A 25037-nucleotide genomic window follows, 5' to 3' on the forward strand; every position below is an offset into this window, starting at 1 on the left:
TAACCCGGCGTATACTTCTTCGTAGCGATTGTTGCGATGTTCAGTCCAGCCGTTCTCGACACCTACGACCCCGCCAACCGCTTGAAGGTGGTAGCCATTCATCCGGATTCGGGTTCCCAGACGTTGGCGAGCTACACTTATGCTGGCGATGGTCTCAGGAGAACCGAGCACGAACCAGGGAAGTCCCCTGGTCACCTTGATCTGGGACGGCGAGGACATGTTGGGAGAGATACTCTGAGATGGCGATGAGTGTTCGCTACACGAATATCAACGGCCAGATCGTGGCCGAGAAGCGCTCGGGGACGCGCAAGATCTACTCATCGGACGCCCTGGGCAGCACGGTTTCGCTCTACAGCGGTCTGACCAAGACCGACTCCTTCACCTACTGGCCGTATGGTGAGACCAGGACCAGCAGCGGCTCGACTCCGACCAAGTACAAGTTCGTTGGGACGCTGGGATGCCGCGAACAAGCCGATGGCGGCATCTACATGAGGGCCAGAGTCGAGGAGCCGGAGAATGGCAGGTGGATGACCGTGGATCCGTTGTGGCCTGTGGAGTCAGCGTATGGTTATGCTTGGATGTCGCCCTCTTCATACGTGGACGCAAGCGGAACAAGACCAGACGAGATTATGACTGACTGTTGCGAAAGAGCGTATAGACGCTATTTGGAATGCGCTCTCAACTCCGCGTCAGGCGCAAACCTGGCCATAGCGATCGGGCTCACCGTCGGAACTTCTGCGTTAGGTTTTGGGCTTAGTGCTGGCATCGGCCTTGGTTACATTGCCGTTTGCGAGCTGCAGGCGGAATTTGAAAAGAGTGCTTGCGGGCTTGCCTATGCGGTGGACCATCTAATGTGCTCAGCCAACTATGTGTGCCGCCAGCCAAAATACAAGGAGATATGCAAGGCGATTTTTGGACATTGCTACAAACAGTTCCCCGACCAACCGTTCCTGTCTGAGTGTCTGAGGTCCGGGTTCACGCGTCTGCTGCGTCATGTCCCGCACCCCGAGTGCCCTCCGAAGGATTTCGACCCTTGGACAAACCGGTGAATCTCAATGGTTTCTTGGGATGGTTGGCTCTCTTGATAGTCGTCGTCCTGATGACCGTGGCTATGCCAAATGTAGCGCAGAGAGTTGTGTCAGTTCCTTCCTATGCCCAAGATACAACTGCTGTATTATCCGCTGTGACTTCAATATTCAGTTGGATTTTATACGGGCATTCGCTGGCCAAGCTAAGAGATGGAAGGACTCGGTTTCCTCGCCTGCCGGTTTGGAGGGACTTCGTTTGGACAACCGTTTTGGTTGTCTCGGCGTCCTTCGCGTTGACTGGCTTCTATGCCGCACTTCACATTGCTATTCGAAAACTTTGATTGCGGAAATTCGGCCGCTTCGCAATACACTATGAGTTCGTTGTCAAGAACCAGGAGGGATCGAGTCCGCGGTCCTACAGCTACAACGAGGTCGACCGGTTGGTAACGATGGTTCAAGGGGCTACCAAGTTCACCTACAGATACGACGGCGATGGCCTGAGACGGACCGAACATGAATCGGCCGGGGCGCTATACTTGTTTCGTAGCGATTGTTGCGATGTTCAGTCCAGCCGTTCTCGACACCTGCGATCCCGCCAACCGCTTGAAGGTCGTGGCGATTCATCCGGACCCGGGTTCCCAGACCTTGGCGAGCTACACTTATGCTGGCGATGGTCTCAGGAGAACCGAACACGAACCAGGGAAGTCCCCTGGTCACCTTGATCTGGGACGGCGACGACATGTTGGGAGAAGTCTGAGATGGCGATGAGCGTTCGTTACACGAATATCAACGGCCAGATCGTGGCCGAGAAGCGCTCGGGAACGCGCAAGTTCTACTCATCGGACGCCCTGGGCAGCACCGTGGCGCTCTACAGCGGTCTGACCAAGACCGACTCCTTCACCTACTGGCCGTATGGCGAGACCAGGACCAGCAGCGGCTCGACTCCGACCAAGTACAAGTTCGTTGGGAACCTTGGGATGCCGTGAACAAGCCGATGGCGGCATCTACATGAGGGCAAGGGTTGAGGACCCTGAGGATGGAAGGTGGATGACCGTGGATCCGTTGTGGCTGGTCGAGTCGGCGTACTCATATGCGCTAAATAGCCCTGCTTCCATTGCTGATCCGTCAGGGGCCAAGAGTACATCGCTGATATATGTCGCTATGAAGCCTAAGGGAGTCTACCCAAGCGACTGCGTTGTCAGGGTTTGCTCGAGTTACGGGTATGCAGACGATGACAGATACATTTGGGACCCATTCGTCGTGACACATCAGTTTGTTTGTGCGGTTACGCCAACCGGTCGAACGTGCGCATGGGGCAGGGGTGGCTCCGATGAGGAGCGCCAGTGCCGGGACGATGCCTCCGAGGGATTTCCTATTCGCTGCCGGACAGTGAGCACGAGTTGCAGAATAGCTGTGGCCGCGTGCCCTTGCATTGAGAAACTACGGTCAGCCCCCCCCCACTCTACTCTATACCCTTTGGCACATGCTACCGATCGAAGGTAGATGTGGTAGATTGCATGTTTGAGCTGCTTGGGGAGTTACCGTGGTTTGAATTTGGCAGCAAGACCATGGACACTAGCCACATGCTGCCTCAACCATACTGACGTGGTTGTTCATATCCCTTCTCACAGGCAATGGCGGGTATGGTAGCGCAACTCTACCTGTACTCGACCATCGCTTTGCATAGGAACGATGAGCGTAATCAACAAGATCTCTTGCCTTCTCATGACACTTGTCCTTGGTGTCCTCCTGTTTGTTGGAGGATTTGCACTGGGGACCTACAGCGGAGCGAGGCGAGTCATGATAACTGCTTCGGGACCGGTCACGAACACTATCTACAGTTATGCTCAGGATGGCAAGTACGATGCCTTGGTTAGGCAGAAGTTGGCGACTCCATCTGTAGTGGCCTCGCTTAAAGCCTCGGTGACTAACGCCGGCCCTATCGTGGGCTTTGAAGTCGTTGAAGTATTCGTCGGCCCGCTGGGCCTTCCCGCAACCGTTACGGTTCTCGTTGAGCGCGAAACCGGGACCTACACTGAGACGGTCATGTTCAACTCGTTGTTCAAAGCCGACGTTGTCACTGTATTGCCTAAGTCGAGATGAGACAGGTCGGGGTTCGTTGACCACGGTCATCTGGGACGGAGATGACACGATCATGGAGAAGAGCTGATGGCAACGGTTCGTTACACGGTCATCAACGGGCATATCATTGCTGAAAAGAGGGACGGCGTGCGCCAGTTCTACTCCTCGGACGCCCTTGGCAGCACCGTAGCACTCTACAGCGGATCCAACCAAGACCGACGCCTTCAGTTATTGGCCGTACGGGGATGCGCGGACCCGCACAGGCAGTACGCCCACAAAGTAGAAATGCGTCGGCACCCTCTGATGCAGAGAACAGGCGGACGGCGGCATCTACATGCGGGCCAGAGTCGAGGACCCTGAGGATGGTAGGTGGATGGCTGTGGATCCGTTGTGGCCGATGGAACCAGGCTATGAATATAACGCATGATCTCGACTTGTGGGAGGACATTCGAACACGCTACGCTGCCCATAGTCCGAAGTGCTATAAGGTAACTAAGCCGAAGAAATCGGGTGCGATTATTGAGGACACGGACTCCAAGCTCGGTGAATTGCTCAAATATATTGATAGCCACGGAGAAACATCTGATGCGTCATTCTTTTCTACGTGCGCTAACAAAGTCCGGGTCGCCGCGGAAGTGTTATGCAAAGGCATCATTGTCAAGGCGACGAGCGGGACGCCAAATCCGGTCACCCTCTTCGAATTGAACAGGAAGCTTCTTCCTGACTTGCTCCCCAAGGCAAAGCCGTACCTGGTCGACGGGAAGGACGGGCCTGTCCTAGAGTCGATCGCAAGGAAGACCAATCCCGGCAGCCATGATGATGTACGGAATACTCGGCGGTGTCCCGAATCTAGTTGAAACTTTGTACTGAGCCCCCTTCCGGAGGGTAAACCCCCGGTTGTACTCACCAAAAGTCAATTGCAGCATCCAATATAGCTCCCATGCCCAATTGATCGGCTGTCCCCATTGATCCCACAGCCCAGACACACTTTCGGATTTGGAACCCGGCAAGATCGATTCTATCCATCAAGCCCTTGCATTTGAATGCAAACACTCCGGCTGGGCCAGGAGGAGGGTTCTAATCGCGTCTAACAGGGCCCACCACTGTTACCGCAGATGTTTGGTGACTCTGTCTTCGTGCGATCACCTTCTTCGCGCTCCGAGCACTCTTGGCAGCCGCCACGGGCCTCTGACTCACCCGTAGAGCATGGTCGGCGTTCTGCGACCCGGCCTCTCCAGAGATTCCCACCTCCCTCCTCCCACAGGCACAACTTTCAGTGATATACTATATTTCAGCACGTGCTGAAAATGATTCAAATGCATCCTCCTCCAGCAAATCCAGAGCGGCAAAAGCGGGACATTATCCGAAAGATCCTGTCCCGCATGCCCAATGCAGGCGTCGAGATCGTCGAGTCTCACAATCGCGAGTGGGACTTCGAGGCGCGCGTCAACACAGGCGCAGGCGAACGAACGCTCGTGTGCCAAGCCAAATCTCGAGCCTGGCCCAACGAACTTCACGCGATCGCCTACCGCATGCATCGAGCAATCGAACAGCTTGGGAACGGCCGGCTCATTCCTGTGCTCGTCGCACCCTACGTGTCCCCCCAGGCAGCCGAGTCCTGCCGTGAACTCGGATTGTCCTGGGCGGACCTCGCGGGGAACTGCGAGCTGCACATCGACGAGGCCTTCATTCACGTGCAAGGACTGCCAAATCCCTTCCGGAAAGGTCGCGGCACCGCGTCGCTCTATAGTCCGAAGTCTTCAAGGGTCGTGCACGCGTTGCTTATCGACCCCAAACGACCCTGGACCACGGAGGACCTGGCAATGGCGTCGGGAGTCAGCCTGGGGCAGGTTGCGAGCGTGAAGAAACTCCTTGCAACGAACCGTTGGATCCGTGCAAGCTACGGTCACACCGTCCTGACCGAGCCAAGAAAGCTCCTGGCGGACTGGTCGAACCACTACAAGCCCAAGCGGAGCACCGTCCACCTGTTCACGCTCGACGCTCCGGCTGTCCTTGAGGAGCGGATCGCATCCACGGTCCCCGACTACGCCTTTACGGAGTTTTCCGCAGCCGACCGGTACGCCCCTTACACCCGCTATCAGAGAGTGGCGTTCTATGTCCCCGGTTGGGACGAGCAGCTCTCGAACGCACTTGATCTGAAGAGCGGGGACGGGGCCTCAAACGTCACGGTCTACGTGACCGGTGCACCGATCCCGCACGTGGAGGAAGCCGCTCATGCGCGTTGCGTCTCGCCGGTGCTTGTCTACCTCGACCTCCTGCAACTGCCGGGCCGTGGCCAAGATGCGGCCGAGCACCTGTTGGCATCAGCCATCGAGCCGAGGTGGAGATGAGGGACGATGTTTCCTCGGGTTCGGTCAAGGCTGCGAGGATCGCCCTGGCTGAGATTGCGGAGATTCTTGAGACCTACCCCGGCGCCGTTGTCGCCGGTGGCTTTGTCCCGTATCTTCTGATCCCACAGCACGTCGAGCCTCACGAGGGGACCGTCGACATCGATTTGGTGTTGGCCTTCGATCAGCCAGGTGGGGACGATGTGTTCACCCTTCACGAGATTCTGGAGCGGCGCTTGTTCCAACAGGATCCAGGGAAACCGTTTCGTTACACCAAAGGGATCGATCTCGACGGCGAAATCTATCCCGTCATGGTTGAGCTTCTTGGGGGAGGGAATCCACCACCTGGAGGCCTGCGCCGCATCGGCACCGAAGACGTTCATTTGAGCATCATCAGCGGGATGGAGGTTGCACTCGAGGGTCCCCTCGTCGTCTCGATTCCAGACACCCCGAATCGGACGATCAGCGTGGCGTCCATCCCTTCCTTTCTGTCGATGAAGGCCTTTGCCCTCGAGCGGCGCGAGGAGCGCAAGAAGCCGAAGGACGCCTACGACATCGTGTACTGTCTTCGAAACTACGACGGAGGCGTCGGGGCGATCGCCCAGGTATTCCGCGAGAAACTGCCTCACGCGATCATCGCCTCTGCCGTCGAGTCGCTGGGTGTTTCGTTCGGTTCGACGGATGCCGTCGGCCCCGTCGCCTACGCCCCGCGGGGCCAATGACGACGAGAACGGAGCTCTCATGAGACGAGAAGCCTTCGAGCGGGTCCAACGGCTGCTCGCCCTTCTTGCAGAGGGTCGCGGCCCATGAGCGAATTGGCGGAGCTTTCATCGCGCTCATCTGGGAGCGCATGTCTCCTACTCGTCCCAATCGCGGTGCTCGGTGTTCATCTCGTCCACCCACTCGGCTTCTTCCCATACCATCCCTTTCCTGCCTGGGACCTTGCGGATCGGACCCGCACGGTAGATCGGGCATGACTTGGGGCCGTAGCAGAACGTCTCCCGCCGATGCTGCAGCCGTTTGGGGTTCCACTGGTCCACGGTGATCTCCACCGGCATGTCGCAGCCCCAGAGGCATCCGCGGCATTTGGCGCGGTAGGTCTTCGTGTCCAACCGCCTCGGGCCGCGCGCGCGGTACACCTCCAGGGGTGGCGGGCACCCTTGCCACGGGGGTGGGCACGGCTCGCCGGTCGCCGGAGCGTGCACTCGGATGCCGCTGGCCTTGTAGTACTGCGCGGCCTCCATCGCCGGGTCCTCGACGGGCGAGGCGACGCCGGCGACCACCATGCCCGCCTCGAACCGGTGCTTCGCGTGGGCCGCGTTGCCGACTCCCACCGCGAACTCCCCCTCGAACTCCCCGATCGAGCCGGCCGGGCACCTCGTCGCGTTGGGTGGCGTAGGATGGTTGGTTGGCGGAAATCCATGATCTCGTGCGGTTGAAGGACCTGGAGGGGCTTGAACGGCTCCTCCGGACCCACCCGGATGCTCGCTCGCTCGTGAACGAGCAAGACAGCTGGGGCACGGCGCCGCTTTTCCACGCCCTCGACTGCGACGATCCCGATGCGCGTATCGTGAAGGCGCTTCTCGATGCCGGCGCAGATGTTGGGTACGCGCGGGTCTTCGATATTCCTGACGTAGCGGGATTCGTAGATGGCTTCGACGAGCTCCTCGGCGAGCATGGAATCGAGTTTCCCAAGTCCTTCTCCCTTCCAACAGGTCCCTTCACCGAGCCCGTTTTGCCGATGGCGCTTCGGACTGGAGATATGGCGATCGTTCGACTGTTCTCCGAGCACGGTGCCGATCTTCGATACACGCGCGAGGCTGGGTACAACGCCATTCTCGATGCCGTATATGTCCGTCGGGATGAAACGGACGTCGTCGAATACCTGCTGGAGCTCGGAGTCTCGCCGGACGTCCGGTCGAGCTTTGGCGAAACGCCGGTGGTCGTCGCGCTGCGCAATCAACGCTTTCGGTTGCTCGCACGACTCGTGGCGTTCGGCGCAGATCAGGCCCCGATTGCTTGGACCCCGCTGATCCGAGCCGCGGCCATCGGAACGTTGAGGGACGTTCAAGAGGAACTCGGAAAGGATGCCGATTTGAATGCGGTCGCGTCAACGGATCACACGGCGCTTCAGATTGCGTTGATGCGGGGCGACGAAGGGATCGTCGATGCTCTGTTGGCGGTGGGAGCCTCCCCCGCGAAGCAGGGGGACAGGGGACCCTCCTCGCTCGTTTGCGCGATCCTGGGCGGCTCGACGTCTCTCGTCCAGCGGATGCTGGATGCCGGTTGCCCCGTCGATGAACCGAATGAGATGGGTCAGTCGGCTCTGGCATGCGCGGCGGAGAGCGGGAACCACGATCTTGTTCGCCTCTTGGTCGAACGTGGAGCGGACCTATCCTCGGACGGTTGCGGAGACTCCATTCTCAGCCATGCCAAGGACAGCCAAACGGCACTCCTGTTGATTCGAGCTGGAGCCGAACTTACCAATCTTGACAAAGAAGCAATTCGGAGGCTCGTCGGCCTTCCGGAGGTCGAGCCGGCGTTTTTGGCGGGTGTCACCAAGGCCCAGTACATGGAGGCGCGACACCAGCGAGAGGGGCGGGCGAATCCGGAGGATCTGAGCCAGCCCTACCGTCTCGCGATGATCCGAGCCGGTTGCAACGCGTACGAGGCGCGGAGCCGTTTTGACGACCCTGCAAAGGTCGCGTGCGGGATCTCCTGGAACAGGCGCCCTCCGCAAGTGTGGTGCTTCGATCGGTTTGGCCGGTCGTTCACGCTGCTGCCGGATGGGCGGACCATTCTGATCGCGGGCGAACATGAGGATTACTACGATCCGGACTTCTGCATCTACAACGACGTCGTGGTTATCCACCCGGGAGGCGAGGTCCAAATCTTCGGATATCCGTACGAAGTCTTCGAACCGACAGACTCTCACACGGCGACCCTCGTGGGGGACTCCATCTGGATCGTGGGCGGCCTTGGCTACCCGGACCAGCGCAATGGTCGGATCCCCGTCTACCGCCTCGACACCATGGATTATTCGATCCATCGAGTGGAGACCAGCGGCGACGTCCCTCCGCGCGTCTACGGCCATCGGGCCGAGCTCGTCGAGAACGCCCTTGTCATTCGCGGAGGGCAGGCGATCGTGACTTCATCCAAGGGCGAGGAACACCGAGACCTCGAGGAGGTCTTTGCCCTGGATCTGGAGACCGGTCGCTGGCAACGTCGACCAGCGACTTCTTGAAGTTCGGAAAGAGGAGGCCCGGCGCCTACCTGTTACCCGCTGCGGCCATCTCGACGTACCGACAAAGCGCGTTCACGAGCCGCACCTGTTGCGGGCTGCGGCAATCGACCTCCAACAGGCTCGGGCAGGCCACAACGACCACCGCGCACTTCGCCCGCGAGGTGGCCACGTTCAGCCGGTTGAGGCTGTAGAGGAAGCCCAAGCCGCGCGGCGCGTCCTCTGGCGTCGAGGTGGTCATCGAATAGATCGCGACCGGAGCCTCTTGGCCCTGGAACTTGTCGACCGTTCCCACCCGTGCCCCGGGGATCGCGGTTCGAATGGCGCCGACTTGCGCGTTGTAGGGAGCGATGATGAGGATGTCTTGCAGGCCGATGCGATGCGTGCGGCCGCCCTTGTCGGTCCAGGTGCCTCCCGAGACGAGCCGGCGCACCAACCGGGCGATGCAGTCCACCTCCTCTTCCGATGACGATTGATTGCCGGTGTGGGGAACCGGCACGAAATGCGGGCCGGCGCCCGTGAACTCGCTGCAGTCGTCCAGCCTTTGGACAGCCAGCGTTGGCTCGGCCCCAAGGCGCGAATCGTAGAACGCCTCGGACGTGAACGCGGCGATCGAGGGGTGGAGCCGATGGGTCTTGGGGAGGAAGATGCCGCGGTCTTCTGGAATCGTGGCACGCTCTTCGAGCAGGTGGTCCAGGGGCGAGACGCCGACGCCGGGAGGGTGGGTGCCCTTTTGAGGTCGCTCGAGCTGCTGGGGGTCTCCGATGAGCAAGAGACTCTTGGCCGAGTGCCCGATCGCCAGGACATCCGGCAGAGCGAGTTGGCTGGTTTCGTCCACCACCAGCACGTCCACCGCTTCGGCGAACTCCTCGCGTGCCCAAAGGAACTTCGTTCCGCCAAGGACGTCGGCCTCGCCTTGGATCGCCGCCAGGGCCTGGTCGTTGCCCGAGCACACCTCGATCCCGGGGTCCTCCTCGTCGCCCTTGCGAGCCACCTTCACCGTTGTGCCCGAAGCGCGGCCGGCAGAGAGCACCTCGTTGAGCAGCTTTCGGATCACCGGGTGGCTGTTGGCCGTGACCCCCACCTTCTTGCCCTGGGAAACGAGATCGACGATGAGGCGCGCGCCCAGGTAGGTCTTGCCCGTGCCCGGAGGGCCTTGGATCGGCAACACCGTGTTGTCGAGTTGTCGGCAGACCGCCTTGGCCTCGGCGAGAAGATCTTCGATCCGGTCCGGGGAGAATTCGAACACTCCGTCCGTGAGGCGGGGGGGCCGGCGCAGGAGGAGCTCGCGAACGGCTTGGCATGGGCCTGGGCCCTCGATTCCGTGCTCGACGACCCACTGGGCGAGCCGCTCGAGGGCGTTCTCGAAGACCTTGGTATCGAAGAACGTGCGCAGTCCGTACACGCCGATCGGGTGAAGGTGCTTCGACTTCCCGGTCTTCTTGATGTCGATCGTGCGTTCGGCCGCGTCGAGGGATTCCAACTTTCCCATGCGTCGATCGTCAGGGTCGTAGAGGTCTTCGTCCCGCAGTTGGCACTCCTGGACAGGGAAGCGGTAGCGGTGGATGGGCGCCTTGGCCGTACCGCCCACCTCGCCCACGAACTCGAGGTCGGCCAGAGCGCATCGCTCGTCTGCGTACTCGTCGTAGCCCAGGTCCTTGAGGCGGTAGCGCTCCCAAAACTCGACCTTGCTTTCCCGCCAGTAGTAGTCGAGGCTGTGCGCGAGGAGCCATTTGGCCTGCTGCTCTGCCGTGCGCTCCTTCTCCTCGACGGGAGTGCCTTCCGTGAGAGCCTCGATCAAGGTCTGGACGCGCACCCTTCGCTCGTCGAGTTCTGGAGTTTCGACCTCCTCGACCACCGGGCGGGGGATCTCCTGTCCCTTCTCGATCTGACCCGCGCGGACCCTTTCGAGCCAATCGCGCAAGACGAGCGTCGAATCGCAGTCGTCGCGGTTGTAGCCCAGCACGGTTTCGCGCGTCGATGGGGCGACGGCCTCCAGTTCGCCCAGCTCGATGGCTCGTTCCAGATCCGCGCGGGCGAACCGCGCCTCCTCGAGGGGCACCTGGCGATCGAAGCCGAACACGGTCTCCAGGTCCTTGATCGAGTAGCGCTCGACGCCGGCGATCATGCTCTCGCGCACGACCCGGTGGAGATCGACGAAAAGGTGGCTGCGCAGCCAGTCGTCGATGGTGTCCTCGCACGTCGCGTACGCGCCCATGAGCCGCTTGAGGGCGGCGGGTTCGTACGGCGCGAAGTGGAAGATGTGCAGATCGGGGTGGCTGCGCCTGCGCCCCTCGACCAACGCCACGAGCCACTCGAACGCCGCCTTCTCCTCGGATTCCGTGAAGGCCCATCGCCCTTCGTAGGCGGGGTTCCCGTCGGCGTTCTTGAACGAAACGCCGAACAGGTACTTGAGGCCGCGCAATCCCGCGAAGGGATCGCCCTCGAGGTCCAGGAACACGTCGCCCGGGCTCGGTTCTGGCAGTCGAGCCAGCCCCAGCCCGGGCTCTTGGGTGCGGAGCTGGTAGAGCGGCGTGTCCAGGCCGCGGCTCTCCACCTGGATGCGCGCCTGCTCTCGAATGCGCTCATAGGAGGCGACGGCACCTCGCGCTGGCTTGAAGGGGATGGGAAGCGGGAGCCCCGCCAAGGCGGTTACGGTGGCGACGTTGCGTTCGGTGAGTTCGCGTCGTTGCGCTCGGCTGATGCCGGCCACGAGGGACAGGTGGTCGTCGCGGCGCCACACTCGGTCGCACTCGGACCACCAGCGGCAGATCTCGCAGTGCGCGACCGGCTCGGGCTGGGTCTCCTCGGCCGGCTCGGAGGCGACCGCCGCGAGCAGGGAGTTCTTGGTCTGCCGGTAGTAGGCCATAGCATCGCTCGTGCGGTACCAGACGGGCTCCATCGACAGGGGCGTGACGACGCCCGTTCGTTTGGGCAAGAGCCCTTGGATCGCGCCCACCAGCTCGGAGTAAACGCAGAGCTGGAGGATCGTCTCGGCGCGCGTCTCGCGGGCGAGTTTCGTGTCGATGACCTCGTACGACCAGTCGCCCAGCTCGCTGGGCGTGTCGGTCCGCAGCAGGATGTCCGCGCGCCCGTGCCAGGGGTGGGTGGCGAGGCTGGCCTGCACGATCACGGCGACGCCCGAGCGCATGAGCTCGACGGTGCGCTCGACCGCCGTTTTCGAGTCCAGGTCGGGGCTGAGTCTCACATGCTCCGCGCCCAAGGTGTCGCGAAGGTGCCGAAGATACGCCTCTTCGTGTTGGAACCCCCGCTGTTGCAGCGCCTCGAGGTTGGCGTCTCGCCACATGGGCGCTCTGATTTCCCCGCGGGCCGCCTTGAGATTGAGCTGCGTGAGATGCCGGCAGCCCAGATGGTTCGCGAGATCCGAGGCGGAGAACCGAAGGCCATCGGGACTCTGCTGCATGGGACGATGTTACCGGGTGAGTGTGGATGTCGCCGGCGGGAGGGGGGGAGCGTTCCTCGCCGCGGGGCGGCCATCATTGCGCGGGACCATACTGAAGGAGGCTCCCGCGCGGGGGGCACGGGAGAACCGGAAGTGTCTCAGGTCTACGTCGTCGGATCGAATGGAGCGACCTCATCCATGGCGCGAGTGCGTTGCGCCAACGAGGACCTGGAGCTCCAGCAGCTCCTTGAACAGAACCTTGACCTCTTGCCCGGCGACCAAATCAGTCCCGAGGATCCGCGGAGGTGGCTCTGCATCCAGCGGGAAATGCCGGTGCCCGACCCGTCGGGAGGCGGCGATCGGTGGAGTGTCGACTTCCTCCTTGTCGACCAAGATGCCGTGCCGACGTTCGTGGAGTGCAAGCGGTATGCGGACACGCGATCCAGGCGCGAGGTGGTCGGCCAGATGATCGAGTACGCGGCGAACGGACATCATTATTGGTCCGCCGGACTTCTCCAATCGCTTGCCGAGAAGACGGCCGCCACGTCGACGCTCGCGGATGCTGTGTCGAAGCTGTCGCCTTCCGATCGCGAGGAGCCGGACGCGTTCTTCGAGCGGGTGGAGCAAAACCTGCGGAGCGGCCGGCTGCGGCTCGTGTTCTTCATGGAGGAGACGCCCTACGAGCTTCGCAGCGCCGTGGAGTTTCTAAACGGGCAGATGGAGCTCACCGAGGTGCTCCTCGTGGAGGCCCAGCAGTTCACGGACGGCACCGTCCGGGTCGTGGTGCCACGCCTCTTCGGATACACCGAGCAAGCGAGAATGGTGAAGCGCTCGGTGAGCGTCGGAGCGTCCGGACCTCGGCGGCGATGGGACGAAGAAGCCTATTTCGACCATGCAAGGGCTCAGCTGCCCGAAGAGCATTTGAGAGCCTTGCGTGAGTTCTACGACGGGGTGGTCAACCTCGGGTTCGAGATCGGGTGGGGAAGCGGGAAAGACAACGGCTCGATCAACGTCAAGGACCCGACTCTTGCCCAAAAGTCGCTCCTCACGGTGTACTCGAACGGCCTCCTTGAGACCCACATGGGCTGGTTGGATCTGAGCGAAGGCGAACGTCTCGTGGGCGCGCGCCTACAACAGGCGCTTGAACCAATCTTAGGCGAGCGAGTCACCAACAGTTCGCTCAAGCACATCCAGTTTCCAATCAACGAGTGGTCGTCAAAGGTCGGCAAGCTCCTTGCGGCATTAGGCCAGGTGCGGGGAGCTGCTGCAGGACCTGGGCCGTAAGCGATCGTTCCTTACTCGCATGTTTCTGTTCGTTGCAGAGATTGGCAAAGTTCTACGGAACAGCGCTGGGCGACCGGTATCACGGACTCCTCAAGAACGGGAGCAAGCTCGAAGTCGACGCGCAGATGGCGGCGCGCGAGTCCACCCGGGGGACAGAACTCTGCGACCGCCGCGGAGATGTCGCCTGGAACCTCTTGCTTTACATCCGCGTCTATTATTGACAAGGATGGAATAACAGTCCTGCAACGAGGGCAAGAACAGCCCGCAATGTAAAGGCGCGATATGGCACTCACTCAAGAACAGCTAGGTCAACGGTTGCAGGACGCTCGGAAGAGCGTCGCCCTCACTCAGCAAGAAGTCGCTGACGGCCTTGGGTTGTCCCGTGAGTCGATCGCCCAGATCGAGGCGGGCTCTCGCAGCGTGAATTCGCTGGAGATCGTCCGGCTCGCCAGGCTCTATGGCCGTTCGCTCTCCTCCATCCTCCTCGAAGAAGACGCGCAGGAAGAGGAGCCCCTCACCGCTTTGTTCCGAATGCAGGACGCCCTCGCCGAGTCCCCCGGGCTGCGGGGCAAACTCGTCGAGTTCTCGAACATCTTCCAAGAAGCCCGCACCATCGAGCGGCTGGTCGGCGACGAGCCGAGGCAGCTTCCGCCCGACTATGGCATCCGGGATCCCCGCAACAACTTCGAGGCATACGAGCAGGGGCAAGAGTTAGCCAAGCAGGAGCGACAGCGGCTTGGTCTCGGTTATGGCCCGATTCCCGACGTCGCCGAAGTGATCTCGATGCAAGGCATCTGGGCCGTGTCGGCGAAAATGCCGGACATCGTCTCAGGGATCTGCCTCTTCCACTCGGCCATCGGGGCCGCGGTCATCGTGAACCAGACCCACAGCCGGAGCAGGCGAAGGTTCTCCTATGCCCACGAATACGCCCACGTCCTGGCCGACCGCAAGACCCGAGTCGCGTCGGTCAGCAGCTCAAGCAACTCCAAGGAGTTGATCGAGCGACGGGCCAACAGCTTCGCAAGCGAGTTCCTCATGCCTTCGCGCGGAGTCATCGACCTGCTTGACCGCATCGACAAGGGCGGGCCGAGCCGCGAGACCATGTGGCTCTTCGACCCGGCCACCGAACTCGGTGAGGCGATTGAAAAGCGGAACGCGCCCGGCTCTCAAGAGATCGCCTTTCACGACGTCGCTTTCGTCGCCGACTGGTTCCAGGTCAGCTACGAAGCCGCCGCCTATCGGCTCAGCGACCTCGGCAAAGTCAACCGGGACAAGCTCCAGGTTCTCCTCGCCCAAAAGGAAGAAGGCCGACCCCTCATCGAAGACCGTGGGGAAGAGCAGCCGTTCCTCAACACTTATGTCCGCTGGCTCGCCCGAGAGGCTTACCGGAGGGAAGCGATCTCAGGTGGACGTTTCCGAGATTTTGTCGCCCTCGCCGGACTCGACCCCGACGACGAGTTTCAACGGGTGAGGGAGCACTTCGACGACTAAATGGAGGAGTCGGTTCTCATCGCGGACGCATCGACGCTCCTCAATTTCTTGAGGGTGCGTCGTTTCGACTTGATGCAGGGGCTCGGCTACCGGATCCGGATAGTAGACGCCGTCTTCGAGGAGATTCAGTCCGAACGGGAGCACCTCGAAGAACTGGTCAATGACGGCCATATCAGGACGCTGACCTTGGAAGGGAAGGCGATCACGGGCACCGTGGCCACACTCCTCGGCCTGGGCCTCGGAAGTGGCGAATCGTTCTCGTTCGCCGCGGCCATCGAGTTCGAAGGAGCCGTCGCCATCGACGACCGAAGGGCGGTGAATCGAGTCAAATCGGTGAGCCCGAACCTTAAGATCCTGACCACTCCGGACATCGTCGTGGCCGGGATCCACTCCCAAATCATCAGCTTGGAGGAAGCCGACCTTTTGAAGGCCGACTGGGCTGAGAACCACCGATTTCGCCTTAAGCTTGTGACGTTTGCCGACGTGTTGGAGGGGCGTCGATGACGGAAGCCCGGACGCGTCGGTCACGGATGAGAGGCCCTAAGGCAGCGCCTCGCGAACCTGTTCCACGCACGCGCCGAGGTCCTCCTTCAGCTCGCACTCCCAGAACGTGAGCACGCGCCACCCCCGTGCCTCAAGTTCGAGAACGACCTGCGCGTGGCGAGCGACGTTGGTCTCGACCTTGGCCTGCCAGTAGGCCGTGTTGGTCTTCGGCAGGCGGTAGCGTCCGCACCGCTCGCACCGGTGCCAAAAGCACCCGTGGACGAACACCGCCACCCGCGCCTTGCCGAACGCGAGGTCCGGCTTTCCGGGCAGACGGGCTACGTTCTTGCGGTAGCCGCGCGCGCCCGCCGCCCACAGGGCCCGGCGCAGCCGCACCTCGGTGGACGTGTCTTTGCCGCGGTTCGCCTGCATCGATTTGCGGGTGGACTCGGCGACGACGAGCGTTTCGCGCATCTCCGCGAACGAGTAGCGGGCCGAGGGCGGGCGTTTGCGTGCCACGGTTGGATTCAGGATGGCAGATGGCCGCGGCCCCCTTGCCAGGACCGGCGCGGCGTGCGATAATGAGGGTGCATCAAGAGCGAACCGCCAGTGGGTTCCGGCAACCGGGTGAGAGACGCCACGGTGCCTCGAGGCTTCGGCCTCAAATGCGCGGGGAAACCCGAACGAAGGTCTCTGGAGCGTGATGCCCACGTCCCCTCTTGAAGGCGGACGTGGGCATTGTCGTTTCCACTCTTGGTGCGGATGTCCGAATGAGGTGAACCGCATGAAGAAGCAACGACGATCCCAGGCGCGGGACGAGATCCTGCACATCCGCATCGACTCCGAACTCAAGGAGGCGTTCTTCGAGCTGGCGGCGCGAAGGGGCCGTTTCGCGTCCGAGGTCCTGATCGAACTCATCGAAAGGGCTCTGGCCGAGGACGCGCGATTGTGTACACAACTTTCGCGCCCCGCCTGAGCTACATTCAAACAGCATCAAGAGCGAACCCCTTGGGGTTCCGGCAACCGGGCGGGAGACGCCACGGTGCCTAGAGGCGAGAGCCTCGATGTGCGGGGAAACCCGAACGAAGTCTCCGGAGCGGGAGGATCCCGTTCCCCCTCTTGATGCGGACGACCGAACGAGGTGAACCGCATTGAAGACCGTCGCCAGAACGACAAACGACCAACGACAAACGACAAACGACGCCCTCAAGGGCCTCGGGGTCTTCGGTTTCGCCGAGGCCGAGCTTCCCATCCTCGCGGCGCTGGTCACGGAAGACCCCCTGTTGCTCATCGGAAACTCGGGCACGGGGAAGACGTACCTGCTGAACTCGATCAGCGAAGCCCTGGGTCTCGAGCACCGGCACTACAACGCGTCGCTCGTGTCGTTCGACGACCTGGTGGGCTTCCCGTACCCGGACGACGAGAAGGCGAGCGTCCGGTTCCTCGAAACTCCCGCCACCGTGTGGGGCGCGGAGTCGGTGCTCATCGACGAGATCTCGCGCTGCCGACCCGAGCACCAGAACCGGTTGTTCTCGCTGATCCACGAACGCAGGGTGCAGGGCATCGCGCTGCCTCGGCTGCGGTTCCGGTGGGCCGCCATGAACCCCTGCACCACCGACCACGCGATGGAGTACGCGGGCAGCGAGCCGCTCGACCAAGCGCTGGCCGACCGTTTCGCGCTGGTCGTGAACGTCGTGGATTGGGACGACCTCGAGGATGCGGACCGATTGGCCGTGGCGAACCCCTCGGGCGAGGGGGCGGTGTCCGACGACGGGGGCGCGCTGGCAAGACGCCTTGCCCAGTTACACGCGGCGTTCGTCGAGCGCGTCGAGCGGTGCCCAGAGCCGATCGTCGCGTACGCCTGCGCGGCCGCGACGGCCTTGAACGACGCCGGAATCCGCATCTCGCCGCGCCGCGTGCGCCTGCTTGCGCGCTCCTTGCTCGCGGGGACGCTGGTGGCGGGCAAAGGGATCGACGAGACCGTGTTCCGCGCAATCCTGCGCGCGTCGATCCCCCACCGCGCTTGGGGCGCCGAGCCGTCTGCCGAGCACGTGTTGGCCGCGCACAGGCTTGCGTGGGACTCTGCGTGCCTCAAGGGAACGAGGAGGTGGATCCACGAGTTCCACCTCGAGAAGCGGCTGCCCAAGAAGGTCGCGCGGCTCCTCGGCGCGGCGCCGGACGCCGACTCGGGCACGCTGGCCCTCTGCCAGTGTCTGGCAACCGAGCGTCCGGCGCGCGCGGCCGTGCTGGCGTTCGCGCTGTTCCCCGCGGCGGTGCAGGGGAAGTTGCCGATCGGGGCCGAGGCGGTCAACGATCTCGGGAAGCTCGCCCAGCCGTTGCTGCAGGTGAACGCGGATATCTCGTGGCAGGAGAGGCTTTCCGAGAGCGGCACCCAACACCCCGAGTTCGCCCGGCTCGCCCCCCTGCTGGCCAAACTCGGCGGCGCGCGGCAAAGGCGTGCCAGGCAACTGTTCTACTGGGCGATCGCCAACGGCGTGGCCCTCGAAGATCCGGAAGGCCTCGAGCGCGATCTGGAGGCGTGCGTGGCGCTCGTGGGGAGATGCTTGAAGTGAACGGCCCATACCCTCTGGGAACACTCCCCGCCTGCGTCCCACAAACCACAAACCACAAACCACAAACCGTGGAATGCAACACCGGCGGCCCGCGGAGCCGCACCCGCACCGAGCACCTGCACGCCACGGTGTTGGGCCGGGGCGGCGGACTGCGGTGCCCCAAGTTGCGGCACGTCGGATTGAAGTTCGAGAAGGGCCACGATCCCGTCGAGCGGATGGAGGCGCTTCTCGAGCGGCTCGGATACAGGTCGGCGCTGCAGGCGCGCGAGGCCCTGGCCGACCGGCTTCCCGACGAGGTGTTCCTCGCCATGCCCGGCCGGCTTCGGCCCACGCTGGCCGTGAATCTGCGCCAGCCCCGTGCGGTGTTGACGGACGTGCTGGTCGAGGGCTTGGTGCTTGGCTTGTGCAGCGCCAACCTGTACGATCCCGGCCGCCCCGTTCTCTGGACGCGGGCCAGCCTGACGCGTAGGCTCGATCTGTTTTCCGTTGGGGGTTTCTATGAAGCTGACTGAATCCCGGTTCCGCGCGCTCGTCGCCGAACTGTTGGACGAGAATCCCGTGGCGATCCGCCCGGTGCTCAAGATCTTGCGCATCCGGTTCACGGAAGAGGTGCCGACGCTCGCGGTGACTCTTGAAGAGCGCCCGAGACTGCTCGTGAACCTCGGGTTCCTCGCCTCGAACTGCGCCAGCGACGAGCACGTGAAGGCGTGCGTCGTGCACGAGTTTCTGCATGTGGTGCTTGGCCATACCGAGCGTTTCCGCCACATGGACACCGGGCAGAACGTCGCGTTGGACGCCGTGATCAACGCCATCATCCATCGGACCATGGGTGTTCGGTACAGCGGCTTCTTCCTCAAGTTCTATGGGAAGGAGAAGGGCGTGTTTCGGATGCTTCGTCCCGCGAACTCGGCCGAGAGGCGGGGGCGGCGCCGGGAGCCGAGCCGTTTCGAGCAAGTGTGGGACGGCGTCTACGAGGGCCGTTTGGTGGCGGACGACATTCTGGGATTGGCGTGCAGGTTCCCCAATGGTGTCCGCACCCCTCTCTTGATCGGGAACCACGATGCGGCGGGGGGATCGCTGCCCAAAGCACTGGAGGACGCGGTCGGCGAGTCGATGCGCTCGATGAACGGGGACGGCATCTGGCGCTCCCCCAAGGACCGCGGGGTGGGCGCGTCGGCGTACGAGGCCGTGGTCGCGGCGCCGAACCCCGCGAAGGAGTTGTGGCGGCGCCGGACGTTCGAGGCGTTGCGGGAGTGCGTGGTGCCCGACCGCCGCGCGCCGATCCGCGAGGTCGTCGAGAGCGAGTACCGCGTGCCGGTGCTGAGCGCGCGCGACCGCCGCGCGTTTCTTCGCACCTTGTGGTCGCCGATCATGCCCGATGCGGGATGGTGCTCGACCGAGCATCGACCCACCGGTTACGCGAACGTGTACCTCGACGTGTCGGGTTCGATGAACGCGGAGATGCCGGACATCATCGCGCTGCTTGCGAGTCTGAGGAGGGCGATCCGCATGCCGTTTTGGGCGTTCAGCGACGAGGTCGAGCCCGCGACGATCAGGGACGGCGCGCTGGTGACGCGCACGACGGGCGGCACGAGCATGCGGTGCGTGCTCGAGCACTTGGCGCACACGCGGCCGCCGGCGGCCGTGGTGGTGACCGACGGCTACATCGAGGAGGTGGACCCCCGTGCGGTGCGCGCGTTGGGTTCGATGCGGCTCCGGGCGATCGTGACGCGGGACGGCAATCCCGGGTTGCTCGAGCGCGCGGGCATTCCCACGACCCAGTTGGAGGAGTTGCCGAGATGATCCGATTCAGCGAGATGGTGTTGCCCGGGCACCCAGACAAGTTGTGCGACCAGATCGCGGACGCCGTGCTCGCCGAGGCGTACCGCGCGGACCCTCAGGCGTACGGCCAGATCGAGGTCGCAGCCTGGTGCGACGAGTTCTTCCTCACCGGCGGGATCGCGACCCGCAAGCCGCTGGCTGTGCCGTTGGAGGAGATCGTCCGGCGCGTGGGCCGGGAGGTGGGTTACACCGGGTCGAACGCGATCCAGGCGGATCGGTGGGTCGTGCGGGACGCGGTGTGCCGGGACGTGCGGGACCCGAGGGAGTGGACCGAGCACGTGAACGACCAGTGCCTAGTGGTCGGCTACGCGTTCGGCGATGCAAGGACGAGGTTCCTCCCGCCCGAGCACTATCTGGCGCACGTGTTCCGAGAGGCTCTGACGGCCGCGTGCCGGGAACCCCTCGCCCCTCCAGGGGTGAGGGCCAGGGGTGAGGGGTCCCTCCCGGGCAAGGGTGAGGGCCTCCAAGGCCAAGGCCCCGACGGCAAGCTCCTCGTCCGCATGCGCGAGGAGGGCGAGCGCTGGACCCTCGAGCACGTGCTGGTGACGTTGCAGCAGCTGGAGTCGACCCCGTTCATGGACGTCTGCGCCGGGGTGGCAGAGTGCCTGAGCTTGGCCTACGAGGGGGTCCGCCGCGCCGACCCCCGCTGGCTCCGCCCCTGGGCGGAGGTCGACCTGCTCGTCAATCCCAACGGCCCTTTGATCAACGGTGGTCCGGACGGCGACAACGGCCAGACGGGTCGAAAGCTTGCGATGGATTTCTACGGCCCCCGCGTCCCGCAGGGCGGAGGGGCGTTGAGCGGCAAGGACCTCACCCACATCGACCGTGCCGGATCGTATGCTGCACGCCGCGCCGCGGTGCAGGCGGTGTCCACCGGGGCTTCCGAGTGTCTGGTGAAGGTGGCCTACGCCCCGAACGTCGATGCGCCGCTCGACGTGGTGTGGGAGATGCGCGGGTCAGGGTCGCGCACGGTGAGGGAGGCGTTCGCCCACTCGTCGATTCGGCGGGAGGCGGCGGAGTGGGGCGCCTGCGTGGAGCGGGGGGTAGGGGATCACTTCTGGTCCGAGGCGCCGTGGAACGAGGCCCCGATGTGGGACGAGGCGGCGGGCAAGCTAGACGAAGGCGGGCTAAAGGCGGATTTGGGATATTGCCCGCGACGGTAGCCCTTGTGCCTACAAGAACCACGGGTTCATTCGATCGTGTCGAAAGGAGGGTTGTTTCTTGAATCGTAGATCTCGGTTATCCGAGCGATCAAGGCTTCTAATGTCAGGACCTCTTCACCCTCGGGAGCACGGGCTCGCGGCGGAGCCTTGCCCACGTCGAAGAAGTCGCACAAACAGGTCTCGGAGTCATAGAGTCCGATGAAAAACCCTTCAAAAAGCTGTGGATCGTCGGACGGACCCCGTCTTTGAGTTCGATCGCGGAAGATACCGACCGCCCGCGCGAAGGACGACATCGTGGATTTGGAAGCCGCGTCGAGCGCAGACTCTGCGGGCAGGAAGAAGACCCCGACCAGCACGGCGTAAGGTTGCCGTGTGTGGTAGTCGGATGCTTCGGCCCGCAGTTCGCCGTCGATCCGACGGAAATTCTTCCCGAACTTGCCCCCCGTATCTGGGAAGTTCATCGTCTTGATCGATACGCCGAGGCCGAGACCGAGCTCCACAGTCGAGTAGTTCACATCGAGTTTCTTGAAACCCTTAGAGGTGCGTGCCTTCGACTCTTGTCCAGATCCATCCGGTGAGGGCACGATGCCAGCAAACGAGGGTCGCAGTCTGTTCGCGATCAGCTGGGCGCAAGATCGAGACAATCGCTCTGCGTAGTTCTTCTTGTCCTCGCGCGAAGAGCGAGTGGAGGGGCGCGGCGCCGCAGCAGCGAGCGCGTCCTTGAACTCAAAAAGGTCTTGCGGGCGCATCAAGTGCCAGACTACTCGACCATGACCCCTGCCGCTACGACACAGCAAGAGAGTAACGGCTCTCAATGTACTGCCTCAAAGAAGGCAAGAACACCGGGTGGAATCGAAGCGATGAGCGCTCGGCTCGTTCCAAGAACCCCTTCACCGCTCGTTCGGACAGAGGTTGCAGGTCGTCTTCTAGGAAGTCGGTGATAGGTTTGAACGCCGCAGTGCGAGGAAACACCGAAAGGTCGACAGCAAATCGTTGCCCACCGGAACCACAAGCCGCCCGCGGCCAGGGATCTCCTTTCGGCAGCGGTCGCTGCGTTCCGAGTGGGGGTCCTGGACACTGGAGTCTCTCGCCAATCCAGTTTGCGACAGGCACACTGACCGCGTTCCCGACCATTCGCCATCGCGACCGACTCTGACGTGGAGTAAGACAATCAACATCGGTCCAATCGGCCGGAAAGCCCTGGAGCCGTTCGACGTCCCGGATTCCGGGTGTCCCCACGAAGTCGCGCGATGGGAGCCAGATTGCGGGCGGGGAGGGAATCCCCAGTCCGGATCCGCCCTTAAGCGTGGGAACAGAATCCTCGGCCCAACCCAGCCCACGCAGACCCTCGGTCCAGAAGAACCCGTATGCCTTTGGGCACCTGAATGCCAGATCCTCGCTGGCCTCGTCGGCAAAGAGCACGGTTCTTGGATCTTCGGTTCGCGAGGCAAGGAGAAACACGCGCTGTCGTCGCTGTGGAAGGCCGAAGGACCTCGAGTCGACAACACGATAGGCCCAAGAGAATCCTAAACCCTCCAACGTCCCCACAAGTACGTTCATGGCCTCTCCCTTGCGCAAGCTCAGCATGAAGGGGACGTTCTCAAGGAGCAGGAACCGGGGACAGGTGGATCTTCGCTCGACAAGTCGAAGAACCTCGTAGACCAGCGAAGAGCGTAGACCGCTCATTCCCATTGTGAGGCCCGCTTGGCTCAAATCCTGGCAAGGAAACCCTGCGGCGAGAACGTCGACCTTGGGAATCGACCGAAGATCCCGTACGTCCGCGACCAACTTCACTTCCGGAAATCGCTTAGAAAGAACCGCTTGACACGCGGTGTCGTTCTCGCAGAGCAGCTCCGATACGAAACCCGACTGGGACAAACCAAGCTCGATTCCTCCGATTCCGGCGAACAGGCCGATGGCTCGGGGAGGCTCCGAGTGCTTTGCTTCGCCGGAGTCCGTCCCCTTCTTCATCGTCATGCTGCAGCCTTCCCGTCCCGTCTTCGATACCAGTTCACGTTAGACTCAGAGTATCACAGTATGTTTCGTTGTGTCTACCCATGAGCGTGGCCCCAACATTGCTTAGGCCTCTTAGGATGGACGAGAGCGAGACCCTCCGGGAATCCCCTGTTTTTCCCCAGCGGCAGCGCGGTGTCTGGTTCGCCCTGACAGCCCGCGAGTTGACTCGATGCACACTAAGTTCACCAGATGGTAGATCCGCTGGACGCTTCCTTCCAGATCCTCCCTCACCTCGCACTCTCAAAGCATCAACCGCAATCCCGCCTCTTCCTCAACGACGATCTCCGCTTTGTAGCGCACGACATTCGTCTCAACCATGGTCAGCCAGTACTCCGGGTTGGTCTCGCACTCGCGCCGCCCAAGCGCGCTGCGTTGTAGCCCTTGGGGGCGAGGTCCCCATCCCACCGTTGGCTCGCATCAACGGCCGCGTGGTCTCGGCCACCACGTGAGTTTCACGCTCCTCAGCGAAGGAGAGGATCGTGCCTAGCGGATTCTTGCCCGATACGATTGCTCTCTGATTGATTGGCCAAGGGAGGGACTTAGACGTCCTTGCAACTGACGGTTTGGGGAACTCCGCCCATGTATGCCACGGCACAGCAGACAGTTGAAAATGCCGTGCGTGCACGACGTGGTTGCCAATGGCAATCGGCCGCTTGACGGATCGAGATCCGCGCCCGGGTGGTTTGCGTAACGGGTATTCACGAAGCGTCAGGTGGCGAGGTGCTCGGACGTAACCGACCGTCCCGGCTCCGGAATCAAACTGCGAGTTCGAGGTTCGTGGCCTTAGCGTGATGCGAGTGTTCGGCCACCACTCGGTCCTGACGCGATCGGTCAACGCGTTTGTTTCGGCGGACCATGGCCGAAGAGGTAACCTCACCAACCTAGGCCATGGTCAAGTTGGACGAAGAGTTAGCCCATGCGCTCCGGTTTGGAGCGGAAGTTGCAGTTCCGCACAACGAGTCGAATACCTGCGAGTGGGTGATCCTCCCTCTACTTTGGGGGCTTGGTTACGAGCGCTTTGAAATCGCCTCGCGAACTCACGATGCCGTCGGCAAGGTTCCAGACTACACGGTTCTTCCAAATACTGGAATGACATGGTATCTGGAGGCAAAGGCCTGGCAGCAGGAACTGTCGAGTGCCCATGTCGATCAGGCGCTCAACTACGCGCACTCGAACGCAAGGCGCTGGGTCGTTCTGTCAAATGGGCGTGAGTGGCATCTCTATGATGACTCCATTTCCGGGTTCTCAGCCCAACGCCTGGTTGCTACTGCAAGTCTAAGTAATCGCGATCAGATCAGGCGGTTCCTTCAAGCGCTTTCAAAGGAATCACTGCAGGCCGGATCCATCGAGGCATTCGCGGCATCTCAGCGGCTACATCGGGTACTCCAAGACCAACTTGCGCGCCCGGATAGCGAGGTAGTCAAGGCTATTGTCTCCACTCTCCGAATGAAGCTTGGTATGCGCGGGGTTACCGGTGCTGATGTCTCATCAAGCCTTGCACTTGCCAGTCAGCCGTCCGACACGATGTTCAGTGGCAGCCGGTCTTGTTCGGGGCAGACTGTTCCTTCGACTGTTCGGGAGTCCCGCCCAACCCTGAAGATCGGCGCCAAGAGTCAGGACGATGCGACGTACCTGATTTCACCGGTCAAATCCGAAGACGGGAAGACTGCCGAGGCGATCATTCGATCCCTCCTTGACCGTGGCTGGTACGTTTTCGCAGACGCGACGAAGGGCAGAAAGCGGCTGAAACCCGGCGATTGGATTTGTTTCTATCAAGGCAAGAAGGGTGTTGTTGCCGAGTGTCAGGTGGCGTCGGCACCAGAGATTGGCGAGGTGCCAGGTGTTAAGGCTCCGCACAAGTATCGTTGGCGCTTCCGAGTCCAACATCCGAGATACTTCTTTGAGAGCCCTATCCCCATCGACGTAGCGCTAAGACGTAAGTTGGATGGGTTTGTTGATAAGGACCCCGAGAGTACGACGTGGTCTTGGTTCGTCCAGGGCACTTGCATAGTGTCCGCGCATGACTTTGCTTTGCTCACGGGCCGCAACGTGGAGTAGTCTCTCCGGCGAGGAACCTCGTTTC

General features: G+C 62.3%; 20 protein-coding genes and 2 riboswitches. Of the genes, 16 read left to right on the forward strand and 4 right to left on the reverse strand.

Going from position 1 to position 25037, the window contains the following annotated elements; genetic code table 11:
- Positions 1 to 245: 245 nt before the first annotated feature.
- The 5 genes from M9921_14385 (at position 246) to M9921_14405 (ending at position 6180) form a co-directional block, all read left to right on the forward strand.
- The gene (locus M9921_14385) at positions 246 to 1049 is read left to right on the forward strand and encodes a hypothetical protein (GenBank protein MCO5298032.1); all 804 of its coding nucleotides are present in this window, start codon (positions 246 to 248) and stop codon (positions 1047 to 1049) included.
- A 737-nt stretch (positions 1050 to 1786) separates the two neighbouring features.
- A complete protein-coding gene (locus tag M9921_14390; protein ID MCO5298033.1) occupies positions 1787 to 2014 on the forward strand; it encodes a hypothetical protein in 228 nt (75 codons plus the stop codon).
- Between the two features lie 706 nt (positions 2015 to 2720).
- Entirely contained in the window at positions 2721 to 3131 is a 411-nt protein-coding gene (locus tag M9921_14395) for a hypothetical protein (protein ID MCO5298034.1), read from the forward strand.
- A gap of 1361 nt (positions 3132 to 4492) precedes the next feature.
- Positions 4493 to 5461: a type IV toxin-antitoxin system AbiEi family antitoxin gene (locus tag M9921_14400; GenBank protein ID MCO5298035.1), complete on the forward strand. Its 969-nt coding sequence runs from the start codon at positions 4493 to 4495 to the stop codon at positions 5459 to 5461.
- On the forward strand, positions 5458 to 6180 hold the full coding sequence (locus tag M9921_14405) for a nucleotidyl transferase AbiEii/AbiGii toxin family protein (GenBank protein ID MCO5298036.1): 723 nt from the start codon (positions 5458 to 5460) through the stop codon (positions 6178 to 6180). Before M9921_14400 ends, M9921_14405 begins: the two co-directional genes overlap by 4 nt.
- A 135-nt stretch (positions 6181 to 6315) precedes the next feature.
- Here the strand turns inward: M9921_14405 and M9921_14410 are convergent, their stop codons facing one another.
- Positions 6316 to 6792, reverse strand: coding sequence for a hypothetical protein (locus M9921_14410; protein MCO5298037.1), 477 nt, complete (start codon positions 6790 to 6792; stop codon positions 6316 to 6318).
- A 74-nt stretch (positions 6793 to 6866) separates the two neighbouring features.
- Between M9921_14410 and M9921_14415 the strand changes: the two genes are divergently transcribed.
- Complete coding sequence (locus tag M9921_14415) at positions 6867 to 8702, forward strand: ankyrin repeat domain-containing protein (GenBank protein MCO5298038.1); 1836 nt, start codon at positions 6867 to 6869, stop codon at positions 8700 to 8702.
- Between the two features lie 25 nt (positions 8703 to 8727).
- Here the strand turns inward: M9921_14415 and M9921_14420 are convergent, their stop codons facing one another.
- Positions 8728 to 12123: a TM0106 family RecB-like putative nuclease gene (locus M9921_14420; GenBank protein ID MCO5298039.1), complete on the reverse strand. Its 3396-nt coding sequence runs from the start codon at positions 12121 to 12123 to the stop codon at positions 8728 to 8730.
- 177 nt (positions 12124 to 12300) lie between these two features.
- On the opposite strand from M9921_14420, the gene M9921_14425 reads away from it, so the two are divergent.
- The 4 genes from M9921_14425 to M9921_14440 all read left to right on the forward strand — a co-directional run bounded on the left by M9921_14425 (position 12301) and on the right by M9921_14440 (position 15381).
- The gene (locus M9921_14425) at positions 12301 to 13386 is read left to right on the forward strand and encodes a hypothetical protein (protein MCO5298040.1); all 1086 of its coding nucleotides are present in this window, start codon (positions 12301 to 12303) and stop codon (positions 13384 to 13386) included.
- 32 nt (positions 13387 to 13418) lie between these two features.
- Positions 13419 to 13607 (forward strand): hypothetical protein, encoded by a 189-nt coding sequence (locus M9921_14430; protein ID MCO5298041.1) that lies wholly within the window; start codon positions 13419 to 13421, stop codon positions 13605 to 13607.
- 61 nt (positions 13608 to 13668) lie between these two features.
- On the forward strand, positions 13669 to 14877 hold the full coding sequence (locus tag M9921_14435; GenBank protein ID MCO5298042.1) for an XRE family transcriptional regulator: 1209 nt from the start codon (positions 13669 to 13671) through the stop codon (positions 14875 to 14877).
- Positions 14878 to 14931: 54 nt separating this feature from the next.
- Positions 14932 to 15381 (forward strand): hypothetical protein, encoded by a 450-nt coding sequence (locus M9921_14440; GenBank protein MCO5298043.1) that lies wholly within the window; start codon positions 14932 to 14934, stop codon positions 15379 to 15381.
- Between the two features lie 36 nt (positions 15382 to 15417).
- Here M9921_14440 and M9921_14445 read toward each other — a convergent pair whose 3' ends face one another.
- Positions 15418 to 15879: a very short patch repair endonuclease gene (locus M9921_14445; GenBank protein ID MCO5298044.1), complete on the reverse strand. Its 462-nt coding sequence runs from the start codon at positions 15877 to 15879 to the stop codon at positions 15418 to 15420.
- 65 nt (positions 15880 to 15944) lie between these two features.
- A riboswitch (SAM-I-IV-variant riboswitch) is annotated at positions 15945 to 16058 on the forward strand.
- A gap of 86 nt (positions 16059 to 16144) precedes the next feature.
- Here M9921_14445 and M9921_14450 point away from each other — a divergent pair.
- The 5 genes from M9921_14450 to M9921_14470 all read left to right on the forward strand — a co-directional run bounded on the left by M9921_14450 (position 16145) and on the right by M9921_14470 (position 20938).
- Positions 16145 to 16336: a hypothetical protein gene (locus M9921_14450; protein MCO5298045.1), complete on the forward strand. Its 192-nt coding sequence runs from the start codon at positions 16145 to 16147 to the stop codon at positions 16334 to 16336.
- Between the two features lie 9 nt (positions 16337 to 16345).
- Positions 16346 to 16457, forward strand: a riboswitch (SAM-I-IV-variant riboswitch).
- A gap of 54 nt (positions 16458 to 16511) precedes the next feature.
- Positions 16512 to 17933: a MoxR family ATPase gene (locus tag M9921_14455; protein ID MCO5298046.1), complete on the forward strand. Its 1422-nt coding sequence runs from the start codon at positions 16512 to 16514 to the stop codon at positions 17931 to 17933.
- Between the two features lie 68 nt (positions 17934 to 18001).
- Positions 18002 to 18445 (forward strand): hypothetical protein, encoded by a 444-nt coding sequence (locus tag M9921_14460; GenBank protein ID MCO5298047.1) that lies wholly within the window; start codon positions 18002 to 18004, stop codon positions 18443 to 18445.
- The gene (locus tag M9921_14465; GenBank protein ID MCO5298048.1) at positions 18432 to 19736 is read left to right on the forward strand and encodes a hypothetical protein; all 1305 of its coding nucleotides are present in this window, start codon (positions 18432 to 18434) and stop codon (positions 19734 to 19736) included. Before M9921_14460 ends, M9921_14465 begins: the two co-directional genes overlap by 14 nt.
- Positions 19733 to 20938 carry a methionine adenosyltransferase domain-containing protein gene (locus tag M9921_14470; protein ID MCO5298049.1) on the forward strand — a complete coding sequence of 402 codons (1206 nt, stop codon included), beginning with the start codon at positions 19733 to 19735 and terminating at the stop codon, positions 20936 to 20938. Before M9921_14465 ends, M9921_14470 begins: the two co-directional genes overlap by 4 nt.
- A gap of 26 nt (positions 20939 to 20964) precedes the next feature.
- Here the strand turns inward: M9921_14470 and M9921_14475 are convergent, their stop codons facing one another.
- The gene (locus M9921_14475) at positions 20965 to 21687 is read right to left on the reverse strand and encodes a hypothetical protein (protein MCO5298050.1); all 723 of its coding nucleotides are present in this window, start codon (positions 21685 to 21687) and stop codon (positions 20965 to 20967) included.
- Positions 21688 to 23842: 2155 nt separating this feature from the next.
- On the opposite strand from M9921_14475, the gene M9921_14480 reads away from it, so the two are divergent.
- The gene (locus tag M9921_14480) at positions 23843 to 25012 is read left to right on the forward strand and encodes a type I restriction enzyme HsdR N-terminal domain-containing protein (protein ID MCO5298051.1); all 1170 of its coding nucleotides are present in this window, start codon (positions 23843 to 23845) and stop codon (positions 25010 to 25012) included.
- Positions 25013 to 25037: the final 25 nt, after the last annotated feature.

It is taken from the genome of Fimbriimonadaceae bacterium, from assembly GCA_023957775.1.
Taxonomy (GTDB): Bacteria; Armatimonadota; Fimbriimonadia; order Fimbriimonadales; family Fimbriimonadaceae; genus JAMLGR01.

Bases quoted from the DNA above. Each gene is read 5' to 3' on its own strand.
- M9921_14385 (MCO5298032.1), top strand. From the start codon at position 246: ATGAGTGTTCGCTACACGAATATCAACGGCCAGATCGTGGCCGAGAAG.
- M9921_14390 (MCO5298033.1), top strand. From the start codon at position 1,787: ATGGCGATGAGCGTTCGTTACACGAATATCAACGGCCAGATCGTGGCC.
- M9921_14395 (MCO5298034.1), top strand. From the start codon at position 2,721: ATGAGCGTAATCAACAAGATCTCTTGCCTTCTCATGACACTTGTCCTT.
- M9921_14400 (MCO5298035.1), top strand. From the start codon at position 4,493: ATGCCCAATGCAGGCGTCGAGATCGTCGAGTCTCACAATCGCGAGTGG.
- M9921_14405 (MCO5298036.1), top strand. From the start codon at position 5,458: ATGAGGGACGATGTTTCCTCGGGTTCGGTCAAGGCTGCGAGGATCGCC.
- M9921_14420 (MCO5298039.1), bottom strand. From the start codon at position 12,123: ATGCAGCAGAGTCCCGATGGCCTTCGGTTCTCCGCCTCGGATCTCGCG.
- M9921_14425 (MCO5298040.1), top strand. From the start codon at position 12,301: ATGGCGCGAGTGCGTTGCGCCAACGAGGACCTGGAGCTCCAGCAGCTC.
- M9921_14435 (MCO5298042.1), top strand. From the start codon at position 13,669: ATGGCACTCACTCAAGAACAGCTAGGTCAACGGTTGCAGGACGCTCGG.
- M9921_14450 (MCO5298045.1), top strand. From the start codon at position 16,145: ATGAAGAAGCAACGACGATCCCAGGCGCGGGACGAGATCCTGCACATC.
- M9921_14465 (MCO5298048.1), top strand. From the start codon at position 18,432: ATGAAGCTGACTGAATCCCGGTTCCGCGCGCTCGTCGCCGAACTGTTG.
- M9921_14470 (MCO5298049.1), top strand. From the start codon at position 19,733: ATGATCCGATTCAGCGAGATGGTGTTGCCCGGGCACCCAGACAAGTTG.
- M9921_14475 (MCO5298050.1), bottom strand. From the start codon at position 21,687: ATGCGCCCGCAAGACCTTTTTGAGTTCAAGGACGCGCTCGCTGCTGCG.
- M9921_14480 (MCO5298051.1), top strand. From the start codon at position 23,843: ATGGTCAAGTTGGACGAAGAGTTAGCCCATGCGCTCCGGTTTGGAGCG.